The sequence below is a fragment of the Saccharopolyspora sp. NPDC047091 genome, from assembly GCF_040643635.1.
GTDB lineage: Bacteria > Actinomycetota > Actinomycetes > Mycobacteriales > Pseudonocardiaceae > Saccharopolyspora_C.
This window is the reverse complement of record NZ_JBEYUS010000052.1, coordinates 1-19,189: the sequence shown is the minus strand read 5'-3', so window position 1 is coordinate 19,189 and position 19,189 is coordinate 1. Positions and strand designations below refer to the sequence as shown.

General features: G+C 72.1%; 19 protein-coding genes. 11 read left to right on the top strand and 8 right to left on the bottom strand.

Annotation, left to right across the window (positions count from 1 at the left end; translation table 11 throughout):
- Positions 1-75: 75 nt before the first annotated feature.
- The 4 genes from ABZ805_RS20765 (at position 76) to ABZ805_RS20750 (ending at position 4,349) form a co-directional block, all read left to right on the top strand.
- The gene (locus tag ABZ805_RS20765) at positions 76-1,617 is read left to right on the top strand and encodes an ATP-dependent DNA ligase (protein WP_358442662.1); all 1,542 of its coding nucleotides are present in this window, start codon (positions 76-78) and stop codon (positions 1,615-1,617) included.
- Positions 1,614-2,039 carry a DUF4288 domain-containing protein gene (locus ABZ805_RS20760; protein WP_358442659.1) on the top strand — a complete coding sequence of 142 codons (426 nt, stop codon included), beginning with the start codon at positions 1,614-1,616 and terminating at the stop codon, positions 2,037-2,039. Before ABZ805_RS20765 ends, ABZ805_RS20760 begins: the two co-directional genes overlap by 4 nt.
- A 68-nt stretch (positions 2,040-2,107) precedes the next feature.
- Positions 2,108-2,701 (top strand): hypothetical protein, encoded by a 594-nt coding sequence (locus ABZ805_RS20755; RefSeq protein WP_358442656.1) that lies wholly within the window; start codon positions 2,108-2,110, stop codon positions 2,699-2,701.
- Between the two features lie 208 nt (positions 2,702-2,909).
- Positions 2,910-4,349 carry a GuaB1 family IMP dehydrogenase-related protein gene (locus tag ABZ805_RS20750; protein WP_358442653.1) on the top strand — a complete coding sequence of 480 codons (1,440 nt, stop codon included), beginning with the start codon at positions 2,910-2,912 and terminating at the stop codon, positions 4,347-4,349.
- Positions 4,350-4,394: 45 nt separating this feature from the next.
- Here ABZ805_RS20750 and ABZ805_RS20745 read toward each other — a convergent pair whose 3' ends face one another.
- A complete protein-coding gene (locus tag ABZ805_RS20745; RefSeq protein ID WP_358442751.1) occupies positions 4,395-5,702 on the bottom strand; it encodes a PhoH family protein in 1,308 nt (435 codons plus the stop codon).
- Positions 5,703-6,316: 614 nt separating this feature from the next.
- Positions 6,317-7,480, bottom strand: a complete 1,164-nt coding sequence (locus tag ABZ805_RS20740; RefSeq protein ID WP_358442650.1) for a DUF885 domain-containing protein — start codon at positions 7,478-7,480, stop codon at positions 6,317-6,319.
- Between the two features lie 308 nt (positions 7,481-7,788).
- Between ABZ805_RS20740 and ABZ805_RS20735 the strand changes: the two genes are divergently transcribed.
- Complete coding sequence (locus ABZ805_RS20735) at positions 7,789-8,037, top strand: hypothetical protein (protein WP_358442647.1); 249 nt, start codon at positions 7,789-7,791, stop codon at positions 8,035-8,037.
- Positions 8,038-8,305: 268 nt separating this feature from the next.
- Positions 8,306-8,554: a hypothetical protein gene (locus ABZ805_RS20730; protein ID WP_358442645.1), complete on the top strand. Its 249-nt coding sequence runs from the start codon at positions 8,306-8,308 to the stop codon at positions 8,552-8,554.
- A gap of 92 nt (positions 8,555-8,646) precedes the next feature.
- On the opposite strand, the gene ABZ805_RS20725 is transcribed toward ABZ805_RS20730, so the two are convergent.
- Positions 8,647-9,423 carry an isoprenyl transferase gene (locus tag ABZ805_RS20725; protein WP_358442642.1) on the bottom strand — a complete coding sequence of 259 codons (777 nt, stop codon included), beginning with the start codon at positions 9,421-9,423 and terminating at the stop codon, positions 8,647-8,649.
- A 200-nt stretch (positions 9,424-9,623) separates the two neighbouring features.
- Between ABZ805_RS20725 and ABZ805_RS20720 the strand changes: the two genes are divergently transcribed.
- Positions 9,624-10,250: a hemolysin III family protein gene (locus tag ABZ805_RS20720; RefSeq protein WP_358442747.1), complete on the top strand. Its 627-nt coding sequence runs from the start codon at positions 9,624-9,626 to the stop codon at positions 10,248-10,250.
- Positions 10,251-10,274: 24 nt separating this feature from the next.
- Here the strand turns inward: ABZ805_RS20720 and ABZ805_RS20715 are convergent, their stop codons facing one another.
- Genes ABZ805_RS20715 through mca form a run of 3 tightly spaced genes read right to left on the bottom strand, consistent with a single transcriptional unit; the run spans position 10,275 to position 13,566 of the window.
- Positions 10,275-12,290 carry a thioredoxin domain-containing protein gene (locus ABZ805_RS20715; protein WP_358442639.1) on the bottom strand — a complete coding sequence of 672 codons (2,016 nt, stop codon included), beginning with the start codon at positions 12,288-12,290 and terminating at the stop codon, positions 10,275-10,277.
- Between the two features lie 59 nt (positions 12,291-12,349).
- Complete coding sequence (locus ABZ805_RS20710; protein WP_358442636.1) at positions 12,350-12,685, bottom strand: hypothetical protein; 336 nt, start codon at positions 12,683-12,685, stop codon at positions 12,350-12,352.
- A complete protein-coding gene (mca, locus tag ABZ805_RS20705) occupies positions 12,682-13,566 on the bottom strand; it encodes a mycothiol conjugate amidase Mca (protein WP_358442633.1) in 885 nt (294 codons plus the stop codon). The genes ABZ805_RS20710 and mca overlap by 4 nt, the downstream gene beginning before the upstream one ends.
- A gap of 183 nt (positions 13,567-13,749) precedes the next feature.
- Here mca and ABZ805_RS20700 point away from each other — a divergent pair, with 183 nt between their 5' ends.
- Positions 13,750-14,184 carry a DUF4307 domain-containing protein gene (locus ABZ805_RS20700; protein WP_358442630.1) on the top strand — a complete coding sequence of 145 codons (435 nt, stop codon included), beginning with the start codon at positions 13,750-13,752 and terminating at the stop codon, positions 14,182-14,184.
- 187 nt (positions 14,185-14,371) lie between these two features.
- Entirely contained in the window at positions 14,372-14,860 is a 489-nt protein-coding gene (gene greA / locus ABZ805_RS20695; protein WP_358442627.1) for a transcription elongation factor GreA, read from the top strand.
- A gap of 457 nt (positions 14,861-15,317) precedes the next feature.
- Here greA and ABZ805_RS20690 read toward each other — a convergent pair whose 3' ends face one another.
- Positions 15,318-15,806 carry an Lrp/AsnC family transcriptional regulator gene (locus ABZ805_RS20690; protein WP_358442625.1) on the bottom strand — a complete coding sequence of 163 codons (489 nt, stop codon included), beginning with the start codon at positions 15,804-15,806 and terminating at the stop codon, positions 15,318-15,320.
- A 209-nt stretch (positions 15,807-16,015) separates the two neighbouring features.
- On the opposite strand from ABZ805_RS20690, the gene hppD reads away from it, so the two are divergent.
- The gene (gene hppD, locus ABZ805_RS20685) at positions 16,016-17,161 is read left to right on the top strand and encodes a 4-hydroxyphenylpyruvate dioxygenase (protein ID WP_358442744.1); all 1,146 of its coding nucleotides are present in this window, start codon (positions 16,016-16,018) and stop codon (positions 17,159-17,161) included.
- Positions 17,162-17,203: 42 nt separating this feature from the next.
- On the opposite strand, the gene ilvA is transcribed toward hppD, so the two are convergent.
- On the bottom strand, positions 17,204-18,415 hold the full coding sequence (gene ilvA, locus ABZ805_RS20680) for a threonine ammonia-lyase (RefSeq protein WP_358442622.1): 1,212 nt from the start codon (positions 18,413-18,415) through the stop codon (positions 17,204-17,206).
- Positions 18,416-18,586: 171 nt separating this feature from the next.
- Here ilvA and ABZ805_RS20675 point away from each other — a divergent pair, with 171 nt between their 5' ends.
- The gene (locus ABZ805_RS20675; RefSeq protein WP_358442619.1) at positions 18,587-18,826 is read left to right on the top strand and encodes a hypothetical protein; all 240 of its coding nucleotides are present in this window, start codon (positions 18,587-18,589) and stop codon (positions 18,824-18,826) included.
- The last annotated feature ends 363 nt before the right edge of the window (positions 18,827-19,189 follow it).

Below are 19,189 nucleotides of genomic sequence, written 5' to 3'. Positions count from 1 at the left end.
ACGACGCCGCGCACCGCACCTCCGGTTCCCCCGCTCTCCCGGCGAGTTGCGGGGAACCGCGCGCACCATGGGCGCATGGTGCCGCTGACCGCGGTCGTCGCCGCGTCCGCCGACGTCGCGGCGACCCGCGCCCGCAACGCGAAGATCCACGTCCTCGCCGAACTGCTCACCCGCCTGCGGGGTGCGGAGATCCGGCCGACCGCCGCGCTGCTCGCCGGGGAACTGCCCGGGGGACGCGCGGGCGTCGGCTGGTCCACGTTGCGCTCGCTGCACGCCGCACCGGCCGCCGAACCCGAGCTGACGGTGCTCGACGTGGCCGACGCCGTCGACGCGCTGCGCGCCACCACCGGCGCGGGATCCGGGCAGCGGCGCCTCGACCTGCTGCACGCGCTGCTGGGCCGGGCCACCACCGACGAGCAGCGGTTCCTCGTCCGGATGCTCGGCGGCGAACTCCGGCAGGGCGCGCTGGAAGGCGTGCTGCTGGCGGCCGTGGCCCGCGCCGCCGACGTGCCCGCCGACGCGGTGCGCCGGGCGTTCATGCTCTCCGGGCGGCTGCCCGCCACCGCCGAGGCCGCGCTGACCGGCGGTTCCGCCGCGCTCGCCGAGTTCCGGCTCGAAGTGGGCAGGCCGCTGCGGCCCATGCTCGCCTCCCCCGCCGAGACCCTCGCGGACGCGCTGGACGAACTCGGAGCCTGCGTCGTCGAGCACAAGCTGGACGGGGCGCGGATCCAGCTGCACCGGGACGGCGGGCAGGTGCGGGTGTTCACCCGCACGCTCCGCGAGATCACCGGGCAGGTCCCGGAACTGGTCGAGCTCGGACTCGCCCTGCCCTGCACGTCCGCGGTGCTGGACGGAGAGGCGCTCGCCCTCACCGACTCCGGCAGGCCCCGCCCGTTCCAGGAGACGATGTCCCGCTTCGGCGCCCGCGGCCCGCGCGACGAGGTGCTGCGGCCGCACTTCTTCGACTGCCTGCACCTGGACGGCGCCGACCTGGTGGACGAGCCGCTGCACCGGCGGCTGGCGGCGCTGGCTCGCGTCGCGCCCGAGCACCGCGTCCCCGGCGTGCGGCCCGGCACGGCGGAGGACGCGAGCGCCGTGCTGGACGACGCGCTCGCCGCCGGGCACGAAGGGGTCGTGGTGAAGTCGCTCGACTCGGTCTACGCGGCGGGGCGCCGCGGCCGGACCTGGCGCAAGGTCAAACCGTCGCACACGCTGGACCTGGTGGTGCTCGCCGCGGAATGGGGCCACGGGCGGCGCAGCGGCGCGCTGTCGAACCTGCACCTCGGCGCCCGCGACCCGGCGGGCGGGCCGCCGATCATGGTGGGCAAGACGTTCAAGGGCCTCACCGACGAACTCCTCGCCTGGCAGACCGCCGAATTCCCCCGCCACGAGACGCACCGCGACCGGAGCACCGTGCACCTCGTCCCCGACCTCGTGGTGGAGATCGAACTGGACGGCGTGCAGGTCAGCACCCGCTACCCCGGCTCCGTCGCGCTGCGCTTCGCCCGCGTGCTGCGCTACCGCCCCGACAAGGACGCCGCCACCGCCGACACGATCGACGCGGTGCGGGCCATGCTGCCGGGGGCTCCGGCGGCGGATGAGAAAGTGGAGCCATGACCACACCCAGCGACGACGAGCAGGTCGGCTCGATCGACATCGGTTCGGGCAGCATCGACCCCCGCGACTTCCAGGCGAGCACCTCCTCCGCCGAGGCCGAGTTCTACGTCGCGCTGCTGCTCATCGAGATCTCCTCCGCGTCGGCCACCGAACCGGAGCTCTACGAGGAATCGTTCGTGCTGGTCAAAGCCGAATCCGACGAGGAAGCGCGGGAGAAGGCCGTCGACTACGGCAAGCAGCAGGCCGCCAGCTACCCGAACGAGGACGGCGAGATCGTCACCTGGAAGTTCAAGGAGCTCGTCGAGGTGAAGAAGGTCGAGGACGCCACCTTCGACGACGGCGCCGAGCTGTACAGCCGCTTCTTCCGCAACTACACCGCCTACCGCGCCTTCGAACCGATGCTCAGCGGCGAGGAGATCTGACGCGCCGGTGGGCGGGCCGCACCCGTCCACCCCACCGGTGATCTTGCGACCCGTTCGGGTGCCGCGGCTTGCTCTCGAACGCGCGTTCCCGATGCAGTACGAGCGTGTACTTAGCCGCCTACGCCGACGAGTCCTACGACCTGGACCTCGGCGTGTACGTCCTGACCGCCAGCCTGATCGACCGGACCGAGGCCGAACCGATCCGCGCCGTGCTCACCCACCTGCGCAAGGGTGGGCGAAAACTGCACTGGAGCAAGGAGCCCGATCGTCGTCGCGAGGAGATCGCGAAGGTCGCGAGCTCCTTCCGGTCGACCAACTTGGTGGTCGTCGGCTCGGCGTCTCCGATGAACGCGGAACGCGCCCGCCGCAAGTGCCTCGAAGCAATCCTGCCGGAGGTCGAGGCGGCGGGCGGATCCGTGCTGACGCTGGAATCCCGTCGGCCGCATAACGACAAGCTCGACAAGCAGACCGTGGCGGTCTGCAAGCGCAAACGCGTGATCTCGATGAAGGTTCACGTCGAGTTCATGCCCGGGGACGCCGAGCCGATGCTCTGGCTGCCGGACATCGTGTGCGGAGCGGCGTTGGCCGCCGCACGCGGAAACCGGCGGTACTTGGAGCAGCTGGCCGACGCCGCGCGCCTGCTCGACGTGGATGCGTCGTGAACGGAAAAGGCCCCAGAAAACGCAGAGGCCGGGGTCCCGCCTCCGGCGGGTAGTCCCGGCTTACTTCCACGCACCTCGGTGCGCAGCTACCCACAATGTAGCCGCGCGGCGAAAACCCCCGCAACCACACGTCCGGATGATCCGCTCCGGGTGCGGGGCTCGTCCGATCCGGCCGGTGGCGGCCGTCCGGCACGTATCGTGGAACCTCGTGCGGTTCTTGAACGGGCAGCAGCCCTCCACAGACCTGACCTACGACGACGTCTTCCTGGCCCCGCGCCGTTCCGGCGTCGAGTCCCGGTTCGACGTCGACCTCGCGACCTCGGACGGCTCCGGCACCACGCTGCCGGTCGTGGTCGCCAACATGACCGCCGTCGCGGGCCGCCGCATGGCGGAGACGGTGGCGCGGCGCGGCGGGATCACCGTGCTGCCGCAGGACGTCGCCCCCGAGGCCGTCGCGGAGATCGTGTCCTGGGTGAAGGACCGGCACCCGGTGTGGGACACACCGCTGGTGCTGCGCGCGGACGACGCCGTCGCGGACGTGCTGAACCTGCTCCCGAAGCGGTCGCACGGCGCGGTCGTGGTCGTGGACGAGGACCGCAGGCCGGTCGGCGTGGTGGACGAGGCCGCCTGCTCGGGGGTTGACCGGTTCGCGCGGATCGGCGAGGTCGCCGACCGCTCCCCGCTGGTGCTGGCGCTGGGCACCGAGCCGCGGGAGGTCTTCGAGCAGCTGCACGCCCAGGGCAAGCAGGTGGCGCTCGCGGTCGACGCGGACGGCGGGCTCGCCGGCATCCTCACCCGCCGCGGTTCGCTGCGCGCCGAGATCTACGAGCCCGCGCTGGACGGCGCCGGCCGGCTCCGGGTCGCGGCGGCGGTCGGCGTGAACGGCGACGTGGCGGGCAAGGCCGCCGCGCTGCTGGCGGCCGGGGTGGACGCGCTGGTCGTGGACACCGCGCACGGCCACCAGGAGAAGATGATCAGCGCGTTGCGCGCGGTGCGGGCGCTCGACCCGTCGGTGCCGGTCGTCGCGGGCAACGTGGTCACCGCCGAGGGCGTGCGGGACCTCGTCGACGCGGGCGCGGACGTGATCAAGGTCGGCGTCGGGCCGGGCGCCATGTGCACCACCCGGATGATGACCGGCGTCGGCCGCCCCCAGTTCTCCGCCGTCGCCGAGTGCGCGGCGGCCGCGCGGGAGCTCGGCAAGCACGTGTGGGCGGACGGCGGAGTCCGGCACCCGCGGGACGTGGCGCTGGCGCTGGCCGCCGGGGCCGCCTCGGTGATGGTGGGTTCCTGGTTCGCGGGCACCCACGAGTCGCCCGGTGACCTGCTGCGCGACGAGCACGGTCGCGCGTACAAGGAATCCTTCGGCATGGCCTCCAAGCGCGCCGTCGGTGCTCGGACGCGCACCGACAGCACCTTCGACCAGGCCCGCAAGGCGCTCTACGAGGAGGGCATCTCCAGCTCTCGGATGAAGATCGACCCGAAGCGCCCCGGCGTGGAGGACCTGCTGGACGAGATCAGCTCCGGGCTGCGCTCCTCCTGCACCTACGCGGGCGCGCGGAACCTCGCCGAGTTCCACGAGCGCGCGCTGGTGGGCATCCAGTCCGCCGCCGGTTTCGCCGAGGGACGCCCGCTGCCCGGCGGCTGGTGATCCCGGTGGCCGGTGGCGTCCGCGCGGACGCCACCGGCCCGGGCGTCAGGGGGTGAATTCCCCTTCCAGCATCTCCGTCACCAGCGCCGCCACCGGCGAGCGCTCGGAACGGGTCAGCGTGATGTGCGCGAACAGCGGATGGCCCTTGAGCTTCTCGATCACCGCCGCCACCCCGTCGTGCCGCCCGACGCGCAGGTTGTCCCGCTGCGCCACGTCGTGGGTCAGCACCACCCGGGAGTTCGCCCCGAGCCGGGACAGCACCGTGAGCAGCACGTTGCGCTCCAGCGACTGGGCCTCGTCCACGATCACGAACGAGTCGTGCAGCGAGCGGCCCCGGATGTGGGTCAGCGGCAGCACTTCGAGCATGCCCCGGTCGGTGACCTCGTCGAGGACGTTCTCGCTGGCCAGCGCGCCGAGGGTGTCGAACACCGCCTGCGCCCAGGGCTGCATCTTCTCGTTCTCGCTGCCCGGGAGGTAGCCCAGTTCCTGGCCGCCGACCGCGTAGACCGGCCGGAACACGACGACCTTGCGGTGCTGCTGGCGCTCCAGCACCGCTTCGAGCCCGGCGCACAGCGCGAGCGCCGACTTGCCGGTGCCCGCTCGGCCGCCGAGGGAGACGATGCCGACGTCCGGGTCCAGCAGCAGGTCCAGCGCGATGCGCTGCTCCGCGGAGCGGCCGTGCAGCCCGAAGGCCTCCCGGTCGCCGCGCACCAGCTTCACCTGCTTGTCGGCGGTGATCCGGCCGAGCGCGCTCTGGGTGCCCGCGAGCAGCCGCAGCCCGGTGTTGGCGGGCAGGTCCTTGGCCTCGTCCAGGTCGGCCGCGCCGTCCTTGAACAGCGCGTCCACCTGTTCCGGCGGCAGGTCCAGGTCCGCCATGCCGGACCAGCCGCTGGACACGACGTCCTGCGCCCGGTACTCGTCGGCTTCCAGCGCGACCGAAGCAGCCTTCACCCGCAGCGGCATGTCCTTGGTGACCAGCGTGACCCGGTGCCCGTCGGCGGCGAGGTTCAGCGAACACGCCAGGATGCGGGCGTCGTTGGAGTCGGTGCGGAAACCTGGCGGCAGCACCTGCGGATCGGAGTGGTTGAGCTCGACGTGCAGCGTGCCGCCGTCCTCACCGATCGCGACCGGCGCGTCCAGCCGGCCGTGCTCGATGCGCAGTTCGTCGAGGCCGCGCAGGGCCTCGCGGGCGAACCAGCCGAGTTCCGGGTGATGCCGCTTCGCCTCGAGTTCGCTGATCACGACCAGCGGGAGCACCACGCGGTGCTCGGCGAACCGGGTCATCGCCCACGGATCGGACAGCAGCACCGAGGTGTCGAGCACGTACGTGCGGACATCCGTTCGGGCTGCGATGCCTGCGGAGTCCTCGGCCTGGGCCGGGGTTTCCGCTGTGGCTTGGGAACGTCGTGTGGTCACGGCTACTCCCTCGCGGGCGTGGGGCACACGCCCGCTCGTCGGCGGGCCGGGCCGCCCCTGCCCTGGCCTGGCCGGACCGGCGGGCGGTCCGGCGCAGCCACCGAGGCCGCGCACCGGCCCCGAGCGACCACGGAGGACGGTGATACCGTCCGATCCAGCCAACAGCCACGGTCAGGGCCTCCCCGGACGGGCCATTTACGCGTCGACCCGTCACTTCGGACGCTACCTCCGAGATTCGCTTCTGGGCAGGCGACCAGGCAGGTGATTCGCCAGAACGTCAGCCTGGGGTCACGTGCGCACCGGTTCCGGTGCACCCGGACGCCATCCGCCCGTCGCCCGGACGTTCCCGCGAATCGGACAAGATCCTGGTCACAGCGTTGCGGGCGGGGCAGTCGAACTCCTCCGCCGCGAGCCCCCGGAACCACCCGGACGTACGCACGTGCCGTGATCAACGCAGCGTCCACTTTGGTCTGATCGAGTGAACAACAGGACTTTTCGGACTTGTGGCACCGATTCCGGGGTTCGACCGATCGGCCCAATCGGCGCACCGATCACCCGCCGGGAGTCCACGGCTCGTCCAGCAACCGCCGCACCCCTTCGCCCGCCTCGAGCCTGCGCGCCACCCGCCGCGCCCCTTCCGCGTAGGTGACGACGTGCAGCCGCCACCGCGGATCGGCGGCGAAGCGGAGGAACGCGCGGACGCCGTCCGCGGGCAGGCACGCCCACCGGTGCAGGTGCGCCGCCGCCGCATCGATGCCCGGGCCGTCGTGCAGCAGCAGCGCCGCGTCCGACCGCACCTCGCGCAGCCCGTCCAGCGCGGCCAGCACCCGCTCCGCCCGCTCCCCGTCGACGCGGATCCCCGCCTCCGCCAGCACGTCCTGCGCCCAGCGGCCCCAGCCGGGACCGACCGCGATCCGCAGGCCCAGCTCGGCGACCCCTTCCGCGAGCAGCGACTGCGGGCCGTCCCGCAGCGCGATGCCGTGCTCGGCCCAGCCGCGCGCGCCGACCAGCTCCCGCTCCTTGCGGCAGTGCTCGGCGTGGTGGCCCGGGTAGGACTCGTGCGCGACCAGCGCCGGGAGCCGCCCCGCCCACACCTGCCGGTCCGGGTTCACCGCGACCAGCGAGCGGAAATCACCCAGGTAGCGGTGCAACGCCGACCACGGGCGGCCGCGGACGTAGCGGTGGTCGACGCGCTCCTGCACCGGCAGGCCCGGTTCGGCCCGCACCCGGGCGCGCAACGCGCGGGCGAGCTCGGCGACCCCGCGGGCCAGCAGCGGCGGCGGCACCCGTTCGCGCCGCGCCAGCAGCGCCAGGCGGTCCGCGACGGGCCCCGAGCCGGGCAGCAGCTCCGCCAGCTCCGCGTGCGCGCGGCGGTACCGGTCGGGGTCACCCGGTTCGAGGGAGATGCCGAAGCACGCCGCGACCTCCGCGCGGAAGGACGCCTGTTCCCCGGCCAGTCGTCTGGCCCGGAGTTCCAGCGCGGCGAGCTGCGCGCTCAGGAACGCGGCCCGCGGCGCGGCGAATCCGACGTCGGGGACGGAGGCGAACAGCAATTGCGCCCGTTCTGCAAGTACACCGGGGACTGATATGGGCTCGCGGGCGATCACGCTGTGCAATCGCGGTTCGCCGACGCAGGAGAGCACGAAATCGGGGTCGAGCCGCCCGATGCGCAGTCCGAGCCGCAGGTACTCGCGAACCAGCTCGGCGGCGTCCACCACCGGACGGTACGGCCTCGCTAGCTGCGAGGAAAGGCCCCGAAGACCATTCGGCGGAGCCCGGATCGCGAATCCCCGGCGACCGATGTTATGGAGCACGAATACTTACCGGCGAGTAGCCGGACCGGGGAGCGACGGTTCGCCTTGAGGGCGAAAAATTTTGCCTACACGATGGTGTTAACCAGCTGTGCTTACACCTTCAGGAATGGTTAGGTTTTTTTCGCGGCCGACTCCCTGGGCGAACTTTCCGGGGTGCTCGTGAACGAGGGACCGCGACCGCAACACCCGAAACAACAAGGAGCATCCAAGTGCTGAAGAAGGCAGTGGTCGTCGCCGGTGCGGCGGCGGGTCTGATGGCGCTGGCACCGATCGCGAACGCGGACACCGCGGACAACGACGGCGTCAACCTGCTGAACGACAACAACCTCAGCGTGCTGCCCGTCCAGGCCTGCGGGAACAACGTCGCGGTCCTCGGTGCCGTCGTGCCGATCCTGTCGCCGCAGACCAGCGACTGCGTCAACGCGCCGGTCGTGGACCACCCGTCCGTCAAGGGCTGAAACGGCGCCACCACTCGGTAGTCGGCATTCCGTCGGCGCGGTCCGTGAGAGACGATCTCAATTCGCGCCAGGTTCGCCGAAATCGCCGAGTCACCTCATTTCGAGGTAACGTCGCCGACGGACCGGAATCCACTTGGACTTTTTCGAGCGGAAGCCATTCTCCGGCGACATCACGACCGCCCCGATCCGGTCACTCCACGTGTTCGCACACGGGTGAGCGCGCCACTTCGGGGCATCCCGCGGCAATACTTCTAGGAGAGTGAACGCAATGCTGAAGAAGGCAGTGGTCGTCGCCGGTGCGGCGGCAGGCCTGATGGCCCTCGCCCCCATCGCCAACGCGGACAGCGCCGACAACGACGGCGTGAACCTGCTCAACGGCAACAACATCAGCGCCGTGCCGGTGCAGCTCTGCGGCAACAACGTCGCCGTGCTGGGTGCCGTCGTGCCGGTGCTGTCCCCGCAGACCAGCCAGTGCGTCAACGCCCCGGTCGTCGACCACCCCTCGGTCAAGGGCTGACACACAGGCGCTCGTGTGGATGCATGAAAAGGCCAGGCCCTTCGGGACCTGGCCTTTTCGCTGCGCTGGTGCGGGACCAGCCCGGACGGTCTTCAGCCGCCGTAGCGGCGGTGCCGCGCCGAGTACTCGCGCAATGCGCGCAGGAAGTCGACCCGCCGGAACGCGGGCCAGTACGCCTCGCAGAACCAGAACTCCGAATGCGCCGACTGCCAGAGCATGAACCCGGACAACCGCTGCTCACCGGACGTGCGGATCAGCAGATCCGGGTCGGGCTGGCCCGAGGTGTAGAGGTGCTCCGAGATGTGGTCGACGGTGAGGAACTCCGCGAGCTCCTCGATGGTGGTGCCCGCCTCCGCGTGCTGCTGCAGCAACTTGCGCACCGCATCGGCGATCTCCTGCCGCCCGCCGTACCCGGCCGCGACGTTCACCTGCATCCCCGTGCGGCCCTCGGTGCGCAGCGCCGCCGCCGACAACCGGGCCGCCGTCTCGGTGGGGAGCATGTCCAGCGCACCGACGATCCGCACCTGCCACGGGTTGCTCGCATCGGTGAGCTCGTCCACCACCCCGGCGATGATCTCCAGGAGCGCGTCCAGCTCGGCGCTGGTGCGGTTGAGGTTGTCGGTGGAGAGCAGCCACAGCGTGACCACCTCGACGTCGGCCTCCTTGCACCAGCCGAGCAGCTCGCTGATCTTGCGCGCACCGGCGCGGTGGCCGTGCGCGATGTCGAGCCCGGCTTCCTTGGCCCAGCGGCGGTTCCCGTCGAGGATCACACCTACGTGCCGGGGTGCCCTGGCGCCTCTGAGCTGACGGCGCAGCCGTCGCTCGTACACGTCGTAGATGAGTTCCCGCAGACGAACCTTGAGCGCCACGCTCCCTGAGAGTACGCGCGCCGCTGCGCAGCCCCGACGGTCCCTCCGTCGAATGCCGACCGTGCTGCTCCGAACGCTGCCGCGGCCTGCAACGGACATCACCGCCAGCGGGGGCCTGCGCAGAACCTACGGTCCCGTAATCTTGCGGTGTGACTAGCGCCTTGACCGCTCGACGCGCCACCTCCTCCGTCAAGCCCCGGATGCGCGGCTGGATCCACCTCTGGTCGCTGGTGGGGGCCGTGGCCTCGGGCGCCACGCTCATCTCCTTGGCCGCGGCCACCGTGGGGGCGTCCGCAGCGCTGGGGACCTCCATCTACGTGGCCACCGTGCTCGGTCTGTTCGGGGTCAGCGCGCTGTACCACCGCAAGACGTGGAACTCGGTGGGCGCCCGCACCTGGATGCGCCGCCTCGACCACTCGATGATCTTCCTCTTCATCGCGGGGACCTACACGCCGTTCGCGATGCTGGCGATGCAGCCGACCACCGGCGCCATCGTGCTCGCCGTGGTGTGGGGCGGGGCGCTCGGCGGCGTGGTGCTGAAGCTGGCGTGGCCGAACGGGCCGCGCTGGGTGGGCGTGCCGGTGTACCTCGCGCTGGGCTGGGTCGCCGTGTTCGTGCTGCCGGAGCTGCTGTCCCGCGCGGGCGTGGCCGCGTTCGTGCTCCTCGTCGTCGGCGGCGTGCTCTACTCGCTCGGCGCGGTCTGCTACGCGACCCGGCGGCCGGACCCGTGGCCGAAGACCTTCGGCTACCACGAGCTCTTCCACGCGGCGGTGACCGCGGCGGCGATCTGCCACCACATCGCCATCTGGCTCGCCCTCTACGCCTGACCGGCCGGCCCGCCCCGCCGGTGTTCAGCGGGAGAGGGCGGCCGCCAGTTCCTCGGGCGAGGTGACCGGGCGGTCGCACACGTAGCCGCGGCAGACGTACGCGGCGCTGGCACCGTCGACGAGCCCGCGTCCGGCGAGCAGCGGCACCGCCTCGGCATCCGGGGGCCCGGCCACCGCCACCGCTCCGCCGGGGGCGTGCCGGTGCGCCACCGCGAGCAGTTCCGAGCGCGCCGCCCCTGCGTCCCCCGCCACCGCGATCTGCACCGGACCGTGCGCCAGGGCTTCCGCGGTCGCGAGCCAGTGCCCGGCGAAGCGCGGCGCGCGCTGCACCAGCAGGCCGGCGCGGGACAACGCCTGCTCGGCGGCCGCCCGGTAGCGGGTCGCGCGGTCCGGGCCGGCGAGCGCCGCCGCCGTCAGCAGGGCCGCCGCGGTGGCCGAAGCACCGGACGGGCTCGCGTTGTCCGTCGGATCGGACGGCCTGCGCACCAGCGCCTCGGCGTCCGCGGCCGTGTCGAAGAAGGAACCGGGGTGCTCCGGGTCGGCGAACTGCTGCAGCGCCGTGTCCAGCAGCGCGCACGCGGCGTCGAGCCAGGTCTGCTCACCGGTGGCCTGGTGCAGCGCGAGGAGGCCTTCGGCGAGGCAGCCGTGGTCCTCCAGCACGCCGGCGGCCTGGCCCACCACGCCGTCGCGGGAGCTGCGCCGCAACCGCCCGTCCACCACGTGCCGCTGCACCAGCAGCTCCGCGGCCCGGCGCGCGTCCTGCACCCACTGCGGCTCGTCGAGGACGGCGGCGGCCTCCACCAGCGCGGTCAGCGCCATGCCGTTCCACGCGGTGACGACCTTGTCGTCGATGCCGGGTTGCGGGCGGTGCGAGCGGGCCTCGGCGAGGACGTCGCGCACCCGCCGCCACCGCTCCGCGTCGTCCGGGTCCGCGGGCAGCCGGAGCGTCGACGCCCCCTGCTCGAAGGTGCCTTCCGGCGTGACGACGAGCAGCTCCGCGGCCCACCGGCCGTCCTGCTCGCCCAGCACCTCGACCAGTTCCTCCGGCGTCCACGCGTAGGTCAGGCCTTCCACGCCTTCGGTGTCGGCGTCGAGGGACGCGGCGAACCCGCCGTCGGCGGTGCGCAGGTCGCGCAGCAGGAATTCGGCGGTCTCCCGGGCGACCCGGCGCGCCAGGCCCGACGCGGCCGCGTCCAGCCGGGCCAGGTGCGCGTACGCGCGCAGCAGCAGCGCGTTGTCGTAGAGCATCTTCTCGAAGTGCGGCACCACCCACGCCGCGTCGACGCTGTAGCGCGCGAACCCGCCGACCAGCTGGTCGTACAGGCCGCCGCGGGCCATCGCCTCCGCGGTCGAACCGGCCAGCCGCAGCGCCTCGTCGGAACCGGTGCGCTCGTGGTGGCGGAGCAGGAACTCCAGCACCATCGACGGCGGGAACTTCGGCGCGTCCCCGAACCCGCCGTGCACCGCGTCGAACTCGGCGCCCAGCCGGGAGACCGCCGCGTCCAGCGCCGCGTCGTCCACCCCGGCCTCCGGCAGCGCCGACGGCTGGGCGGCCAACTGCTCGACGACCCGGGTCGCCGCGGCCCGCACCTCGTCACCTCGCTCGGACCAGGCTGCGGCGACCGCCTCCAGCAGCTGCGGGAACGAGGGCATGCCGTGCAGCGGCTTCGGCGGGTAGTAGGTGCCGCAGTGGAACGGTTCGCCGTCCGGGGTGAGGAAGCAGGTCATCGGCCAGCCGCCCTGCCCGGTCATGGCCTGCGTGGCCTCCATGTACACCGAGTCGACGTCCGGGCGCTCCTCCCGGTCCACCTTGATGTTCACGAAGTGCTCGTTCATCGCGGCCGCGATCTCGGCGTCCTCGAACGATTCGTGCGCCATCACGTGGCACCAGTGGCAGGCCGCGTAGCCGATCGAGAGCAGCACCGGCACGTCCCGGCGGCGGGCCTCCTCGAACGCCTCCGGCGTCCAGGGCCACCACTGCACGGGGTTGTCCGCGTGCTGCAGCAGGTAGGGGCTGGTCGCGTCCGCAAGCCGGTTCATGCCGCCAGCCTCCCACCCGCCGATGATCGCCGCACCCATCCGGGTGGGTGCGGTGCGGGCTAGCCGGAGGTGCCGGTGCCGCCCTTCGCCCCGGGTTCCGCCGGCTCCGGTTCGGCCTCCGCGGGAGCCTCCTCGGCGCCGTCGGCCGCCGCTTCGGCGCGGCGCGCGCGGGCCGGGGCGGCCTGGGCGGCGCGCTGCTCGTCGAAGCTGGTGGGCAGCTTCTTCAGGTGCTTGGTCATCGAGCGGATCAGGAACGCCACCGCGATGCCGAACAGCACCAGCAGCAGCAAGCCCACCGGCGAGGACTTGCCGAAGTCCTCGCCCTGGCCACCCGGGTCCGCCGGCGGCGCGGGCGCCTGCGCGACCACCCAGGTCAGCGCTTCGTGCGCGTTCATGCCGACACCTTCTCCCGCACGCCGGAGAACAGGTCGTCCTCCGGCAACGTCGAATCGACCAGCGAGCGCACCAGCTCGTACTCCTCGGTCGGCCACAGCGCTCGCTGGATGTCCAGCGGGACCGCGAACCACCGGCTGTCCGGGTCGATCTGAGTCGCGTGCGCGCGCAGCGCGTCGTCCCGCGCCTCGAAGTATGCCCCGCACTCGACGCGGGTGGTGACCCGCTCATCGGTGTCCGGGCGGTTGCTGCCGTCCCACTTGGCCAGCCAGTCGCCGTACGGCGACTCCAGGCCGCGCTCCAGCAGCGCGTCGTGGAACAGCTGCATCTTCTTCCGGGAGAAGCCGTGCGAGTAGTACAGCTTCAGCGGCTGCCACGGCTCGCCCGCCTCCGGGTACAGCTCCGGGTCGCCCGCCGCGTCGAACGCGGCCATCGACACCTCGTGGCAGCGGATGTGGTCCGGGTGCGGGTAGCCGCCGTTCTCGTCGTAGGTGATGACGACGTGCGGGCGGAACTCGCGCAGCAGCGCGACCAGGTCGGCGGTCGGCAGCGCCGGGTCCACCGTGGCGAAGCAGCCCTCCGGCAGCGGCGGCAGCGGATCGCCCTCGGGCAGGCCGGAGTCGACGTAGCCGAGCCAGCGGTGCTGCACGCCGAGGATCTCGGCGGCCCTGGCCATCTCGGCCCGGCGGATCTCGGGCATGTTCGCCAGCACGTCCGGTCGTTCCATGGCCGGGTTCAGGATGCTGCCGGCCTCACCACCAGTGCAGGTGACGACCATCACGTCGTGGCCCTCCGCCACGTAGCGCGCGGTGGTCGCAGCGCCTTTGCTGGACTCGTCGTCCGGGTGCGCGTGCACCGTCATCAGACGCAGCTTCTCGGCCATCGGAGGCATGTTCCTTTCCCGCTCACGTCACACCCGGCCCCGCTGGTCGCCGGCCGGACACCCACAGGGATACTCAACGCGGGTGTCGCCACCCATTGTTCCCAACGGGCCGACATCCTCGAACGGCCGGGCAGGCTTCGTCCGATCCGGCTAACCCCGATCGGACCAGGAAGGCGGCGTGCGGTGAGCGACCAGGTCCCCGCAGGGCGGTACGGGTCACGGGCCCGTCGCACCGCCCCGCCGGCGGTCCGCTGGGGGCTCGGCGTCCTCGCCGCCGTGGTGCTGCTGGGCGTGGCGCTGCTGGGCTACCGGAACCTGGGCAGCGCGCCGATCGAGGGCAAGCAGGTCGCGTTCGAGGTGATCGACGACGGCTCGGTCCACGTCACCGCCGAGGTCCGGCGCGACGACCCGGCGCGACCCGCCGAGTGCGTGATCCGGGCGCGCGCCGAATCCGGCGAAGAGGTCGGGCGGAAAGAGATTCTCGTGCCGCCCGCCACCGGAACGGTCCAGCAGGGCACGGTGCTACGCACCTCCCATCGAGCGACCATCGGGGAGGTGTACGGCTGCACCTACCGCGTTCCTGAATATTTGTCCACCCACCAGCGGCCAACCGGGTGAACAAGACCTAACGGCCCCGGATGCTGAGAAAATGCACTCCATCGGTGGGCTGATTTGTGCTATCGTCAAGCGCAGCACGGTCCCGCGCGGGCCGTGTTTTTTCCGTTCCTAGCAGTACCCGGAATTCGCGAGGACGGAAGTAGTCGGCCCGCGGAAGGCGGGTCGCCGTCGACGAGGAGTGGTGACCGTGAGCGATACCCAGGTGACCTGGCTGACCCAGGATGCTTATGCGCGGCTCAAGGGCGAGCTCGATGAGCTCGTGGCCAACCGCCCGGTGATCGCCGCGAAGATCAACGAGGCCCGGGAGGAAGGCGACCTCAAGGAGAACGGCGGATACCACGCCGCCCGCGAGGAGCAGGGCCAGCTCGAGTCGCGCATCCGCCAGCTGCAGGAACTGCTGCGGACCGCGCAGGTCGGCGACGTGCCCACCGAGTCCGGCGTGGCCAAGCCCGGCTCCGTGCTGACCGTCCGCTACGACGGTGAGGACGACACCGAGCAGTTCCTCCTGGCCAACCGGGAAGAGGGCGCGCACGGCGATCTCGAGGTCTACTCCCCCAGCTCCCCGCTGGGCCAGGCGCTGCTGGAGGCCAAGGAAGGCGAGACCCGGGAGTACGAGCTGCCCAACGGCGGCACCATGAAGGTGACCCTGGTCAAGGCCGAACCCTTCTCCGGCTGAGCAATAGCGGACGCGGGCGTGCTCCGACCACGCCCGCTCCGCATATCGGATCGCTTTGCGGCCGCACCGGCCCGCGCCGAGCGACGCACGCATCTCCGCGCATAACGCAACCCCGTACCGGAGCGAGTAGCGACGCGTCCCGGCCCGCTGGTCCCGGCCTGGATTTATCGACGAATCGAACTCATTCGAATCCGCGCATTATCGCCGCGCTTTCGCGCGCCCCGAATTCTTTTTCCACGAATGGTCCCGGCACCGCCGGTCGTCGCTGGCCGGCCCGCTCCCGCCCGGCCGCCGAACGCCGATCCGCCCGCACGGCCCGGAGTTCCGGCGCTCGCGCCCGGCGGCGGGCACCGGCCGGGCGCGTCGTGCCCGGCCACCGGAAGATCGTCGCCCAGAACGGGCCTTTTGTCCGGAGGGTGAATTCACCGCGTTCCGGAAACCGACCGGCACCGGCCCGTCACGGCTGTTCCCCCGCCAACCGCTCCAGCAGCGGTCGCACCCGCGGCGGCACCGGGGTGGACAGCGCGATCGACGTGGAGGTCCGCAGCACCTGCGGCGCGGCCACCACCTCGTCGATCACCCGTTGCAGGTCGGCGTTGGACCGCGCCACCACCCGCACCCACAGATCGCCCTCGCCGGTGGTGGTCTGCACCTCGCACACCTCGTCGATCGCGGCCAGCCGCCGCACCACGGCGTCCCGCTGCCCCTGCGCGATCTCCAGCACCGCGAACGCGGTCAGCCCGTAGCCCATGGCCGCCAGGTCCAGGTCCGGTGGGAAGCCGCGCAGCACCTCGCGGCGTCGCATCCGGTCCAGCCGGGCCTGCACGGTGCCGCGGGCGACGCCGAGCCGCCGCGAGCACTCCAGCACCCCGAGCCGGGGCTCGTCGGCCAGCAACAGCAGCAGCCGGGCGTCGAGCGCGTCCAGCTCCGAGTCCTCGTGCTCCACCGCGCCTCCTGCGCAACTTGACCGACCTGGCGAGCCGCGTCCCCGCTCGACCGGACATGTTGTCCAGTGAACTCGGCGTCCCTTGTGCAGCATGACCGACGACCTCACCCTTCGTGGCACACACCTCGCACAACGCAGGGAGGGCACCCGTGACCGGCACCGTTGACCACGGCAGCACCGGCAAGCTCGACGACGTCACCTTCGACCAGATGCGCAGGCTCGTCGGCCTCGTCGACCACGACTCCAGCCGCGACCCGTTCCCGGTGCGGGCGATGGACGCGGTCGTGTTCGTCGTCGGCAACGCCACCCAGAGCGCGTTGTTCTACCAGGTCGCGTTCGGCATGGAACTCGTCGCCTACCGCGGCCCGGAACAGGGCGAGCGGGACCACAAGGCGTACGTGCTCAAGTCCGGCTCGGCCCGATTCGTGCTGCTCGGCGCGGTCGACCCGGACAGCCCGCTCGCCGACCACCACCGGGCGCACGGCGACGGCGTCGTCGACCTGGCGCTGGAGGTGCAGGACGTCGACCGCTGCGTGGAGCACGCCCGCTCCCAGGGCGCCACCGTCCTCGACGAACCGCACGAGCGCGCCGACGAGCACGGCGTGGTGCGGATGGCCGCCATCGCCACCTACGGCGAAACCCGGCACACGCTGATCGACCGCAGCCGCTACACCGGCCCCTACCTGCCCGGGTACGTGGCGCGCACCGGCGGCTACACCAAACCGGCGGGGGCGCCGAAGCGGCTGTTCCAGGCCGTCGACCACTGCGTCGGCAACGTCGAGCTCGGCGAGATGGACCGGTGGGTCGGCTTCTACAACCGGGTGCTGGGCTTCGTGAACATGGCCGAGTTCGTCGGCGACGACATCGCCACCGAGTACTCGGCGCTGATGAGCAAGGTCGTCGCCAACGGCAACCACCGGGTGAAGTTCCCGCTCAACGAGCCCGCCGCCGGGCGCAAGAAGTCGCAGATCGACGAGTACCTGGAGTTCTACCGGGGCGCGGGCTGCCAGCACATCGCGCTCGCCACCGGGGACATCCTCGGCACCATCACCGCGATGCGCGCCGCCGGGGTGGAGTTCCTGAACACGCCGGACTCCTACTACGACGATCCGGAGCTGCGGGCCCGCATCGGGCAGGTGCGGCTGCCGATCGAGACGTTGAAGGAGCACGGCATCCTCGTGGACCGCGACGAGGACGGCTACCTGCTGCAGATCTTCACCAAGCCGATCGGGGACCGGCCCACCGTGTTCTACGAGCTCATCGAGCGGCACGGCTCGCTGGGCTTCGGCAAGGGCAACTTCAAGGCGCTGTTCGAGGCCATCGAGCGGGAGCAGGACCTGCGCGGCAACCTGTGACGCCGGGTGTCCCGCCGCGTCGAGGCGCGGCGGGCACCTCGCTCACCGCTCGGAGGTGACGGTGTAGCCGGCGCGGGTCAGCTCGGCGACCACGTGCTCGCGGTGCTCCGGGCCGCGGGTCTCCAGGCTGACCTCCACGTCCACCTCGTTGAGCGCCAGCGCACCGGAGATCCGGGAGTGCTCGATGTCCAGCACGTTCGCCGCCAGGTCGCCGAGCCTGCCGAGCAGTTCCGCCAGCGATCCCGGCAGGTCCGGCAGCCGCACCCGCAACGACAGGTAGCGGCCCGCGGAGGTCATGCCGTGCCGGATCAGCTGCAACAGCAGCAGCGGGTCGATGTTGCCGCCGGAGAGCACCGCGACCGTCGGCGGTCGCAGCAGGTCCGGCCGTTCCAGCAGGCCTGCGATGGCGGCGACCCCTGCCGGTTCGGCGACCAGCTTCATCCGCTCCAGGCACAGCAGCAGCGCGCGGGACAGGGCCTGCTCGCTCACCGTGATCACGTCGTCGACGAGGGCCGAGACGTGCTCGAAGGTGACCTCGCCGGGCCGGGCGACGGCGATGCCGTCGGCCATCGTGCGGGTGTCCGAGAGCTGCACCGGGGCGCCCGCCGCCAGGGACGGCGGCCAGGCCGCGGCCTGCTCCGCCTGCACCCCGATGACCCGCACCTGCGGCCGCAGCGCCTTCACCGCGGCCGCCACCCCGGCGACCAGGCCACCACCGCCGGTGGGCACCAGCACGGTGCCGACCTCCGGCAGCTGTTCGAGCACCTCCAGGCCGACGGTCCCCTGCCCGGCCAGCACGTCCGGGTGGTCGAAGGGGTGGATGAACTCGGCGCCGGTGCGGGCGGCGTGCTCCTGCGCCAGCGCGAGGGTCTCGGACAGCACGGCGCCCTCCGCGCGCACGTCGGCGCCGTAGGACTGGGTCGCGGCCAGCTTCGGCAGCGTCGCGCGCTCCGGCATGAACACCGTGGATTCGATGCCCAGCAGCGACGCCGCCAGCGCCACGCCCTGCGCGTGGTTGCCCGCGCTCGCCGCCACCACCCCGGCCGCCCGGCGCTCCGCGTCCAGCGCGTGCAGCCGGACGTAGGCGCCGCGCAGCTTGAACGACCCGGTGCGCTGCAGGTTCTCGCACTTCAGGTACACGTCGGCACCGACGTGGTCGCTGAGCACCCGGGAATGCGCGAGCGGGGTGCGGCGGGCCACGTCCACCAGGTCCTCGGCGGCGGTGCGGATCCGGTCCACGCTGATCAGGGACATGCACCAATCGTGCCCCAGCGCGAGCCCGGCCCGTCGACCGAGGTGTTGGGTACGCTGCTCGGTACGCGTGATCTGCCCACGGCATCGGGGCCCTGCCGGGGCGCGCGGACCCACGACGGCGCAACGGCGCGCGGAGCAGCGGCTCCGGGGAGGACACGGATGGCACCGGCGATGGCATCGACGGGAACGCTTCCACTGGTCAGCGGGATCGCGGTGGCCGCGGTCCTGTCGGCGGGCGCCGTGTTCGCGGTCGCCCAGGCGGGCTGCGACGAACCCGGCTCGTACCGGCAGCAGGACGGGGTGGTCGAACTCATCGGCGGCTGCGTGCAGGCGGAGGACCTGCCGGTGTCGCCGGAAGCGCAGGACGGCGGTACCCCGCACACCACCACGAACACCTCGGTCGCTCCCTGACCCGAGCGCCCGCCCTCGGCATGCCGTCGTCCTGTCAGCGGCGAAGCCGCTGAGCAGCGACCACCCGGGCACCTCGCACCGGAGCGGTTTCTCAGCGGGATTCTCGCGAGGACAGCTTTTCCTCCTGTGGCGGAGCCATCCGTGAAAACGATCCCGCAGCGAGACGACCGCCGCCCGCCCGTATCTGAACCCGCCCGGCGAGTCTCGTCGCTTTCCTGTCAGCGGCGCAGCCGCTGAGCAGCCGACCACCCGAGCAACCGGCACCGCAGCGGGTTCTCAGCGGGATTCTCGCGAGGACAGCTTTTTCCCTCGTGGCGGAGCCACTTGGGAAAAAGATCCCGCAGCGAGAATCCCGCTGAGGTT

Bases quoted from the DNA above. Each gene is read 5' to 3' on its own strand.
- ABZ805_RS20765 (WP_358442662.1), top strand. From the start codon at position 76: ATGGTGCCGCTGACCGCGGTCGTCGCCGCGTCCGCCGACGTCGCGGCG.
- ABZ805_RS20760 (WP_358442659.1), top strand. From the start codon at position 1,614: ATGACCACACCCAGCGACGACGAGCAGGTCGGCTCGATCGACATCGGT.
- ABZ805_RS20730 (WP_358442645.1), top strand. From the start codon at position 8,306: ATGCTGAAGAAGGCAGTGGTCGTCGCCGGTGCGGCGGCAGGCCTGATG.
- ABZ805_RS20720 (WP_358442747.1), top strand. From the start codon at position 9,624: ATGCGCGGCTGGATCCACCTCTGGTCGCTGGTGGGGGCCGTGGCCTCG.
- ABZ805_RS20715 (WP_358442639.1), bottom strand. From the start codon at position 12,290: ATGAACCGGCTTGCGGACGCGACCAGCCCCTACCTGCTGCAGCACGCG.
- ABZ805_RS20710 (WP_358442636.1), bottom strand. From the start codon at position 12,685: ATGAACGCGCACGAAGCGCTGACCTGGGTGGTCGCGCAGGCGCCCGCG.
- mca (WP_358442633.1), bottom strand. From the start codon at position 13,566: ATGGCCGAGAAGCTGCGTCTGATGACGGTGCACGCGCACCCGGACGAC.
- hppD (WP_358442744.1), top strand. From the start codon at position 16,016: ATGCGCAGGCTCGTCGGCCTCGTCGACCACGACTCCAGCCGCGACCCG.
- ilvA (WP_358442622.1), bottom strand. From the start codon at position 18,415: ATGTCCCTGATCAGCGTGGACCGGATCCGCACCGCCGCCGAGGACCTG.
- ABZ805_RS20675 (WP_358442619.1), top strand. From the start codon at position 18,587: ATGGCATCGACGGGAACGCTTCCACTGGTCAGCGGGATCGCGGTGGCC.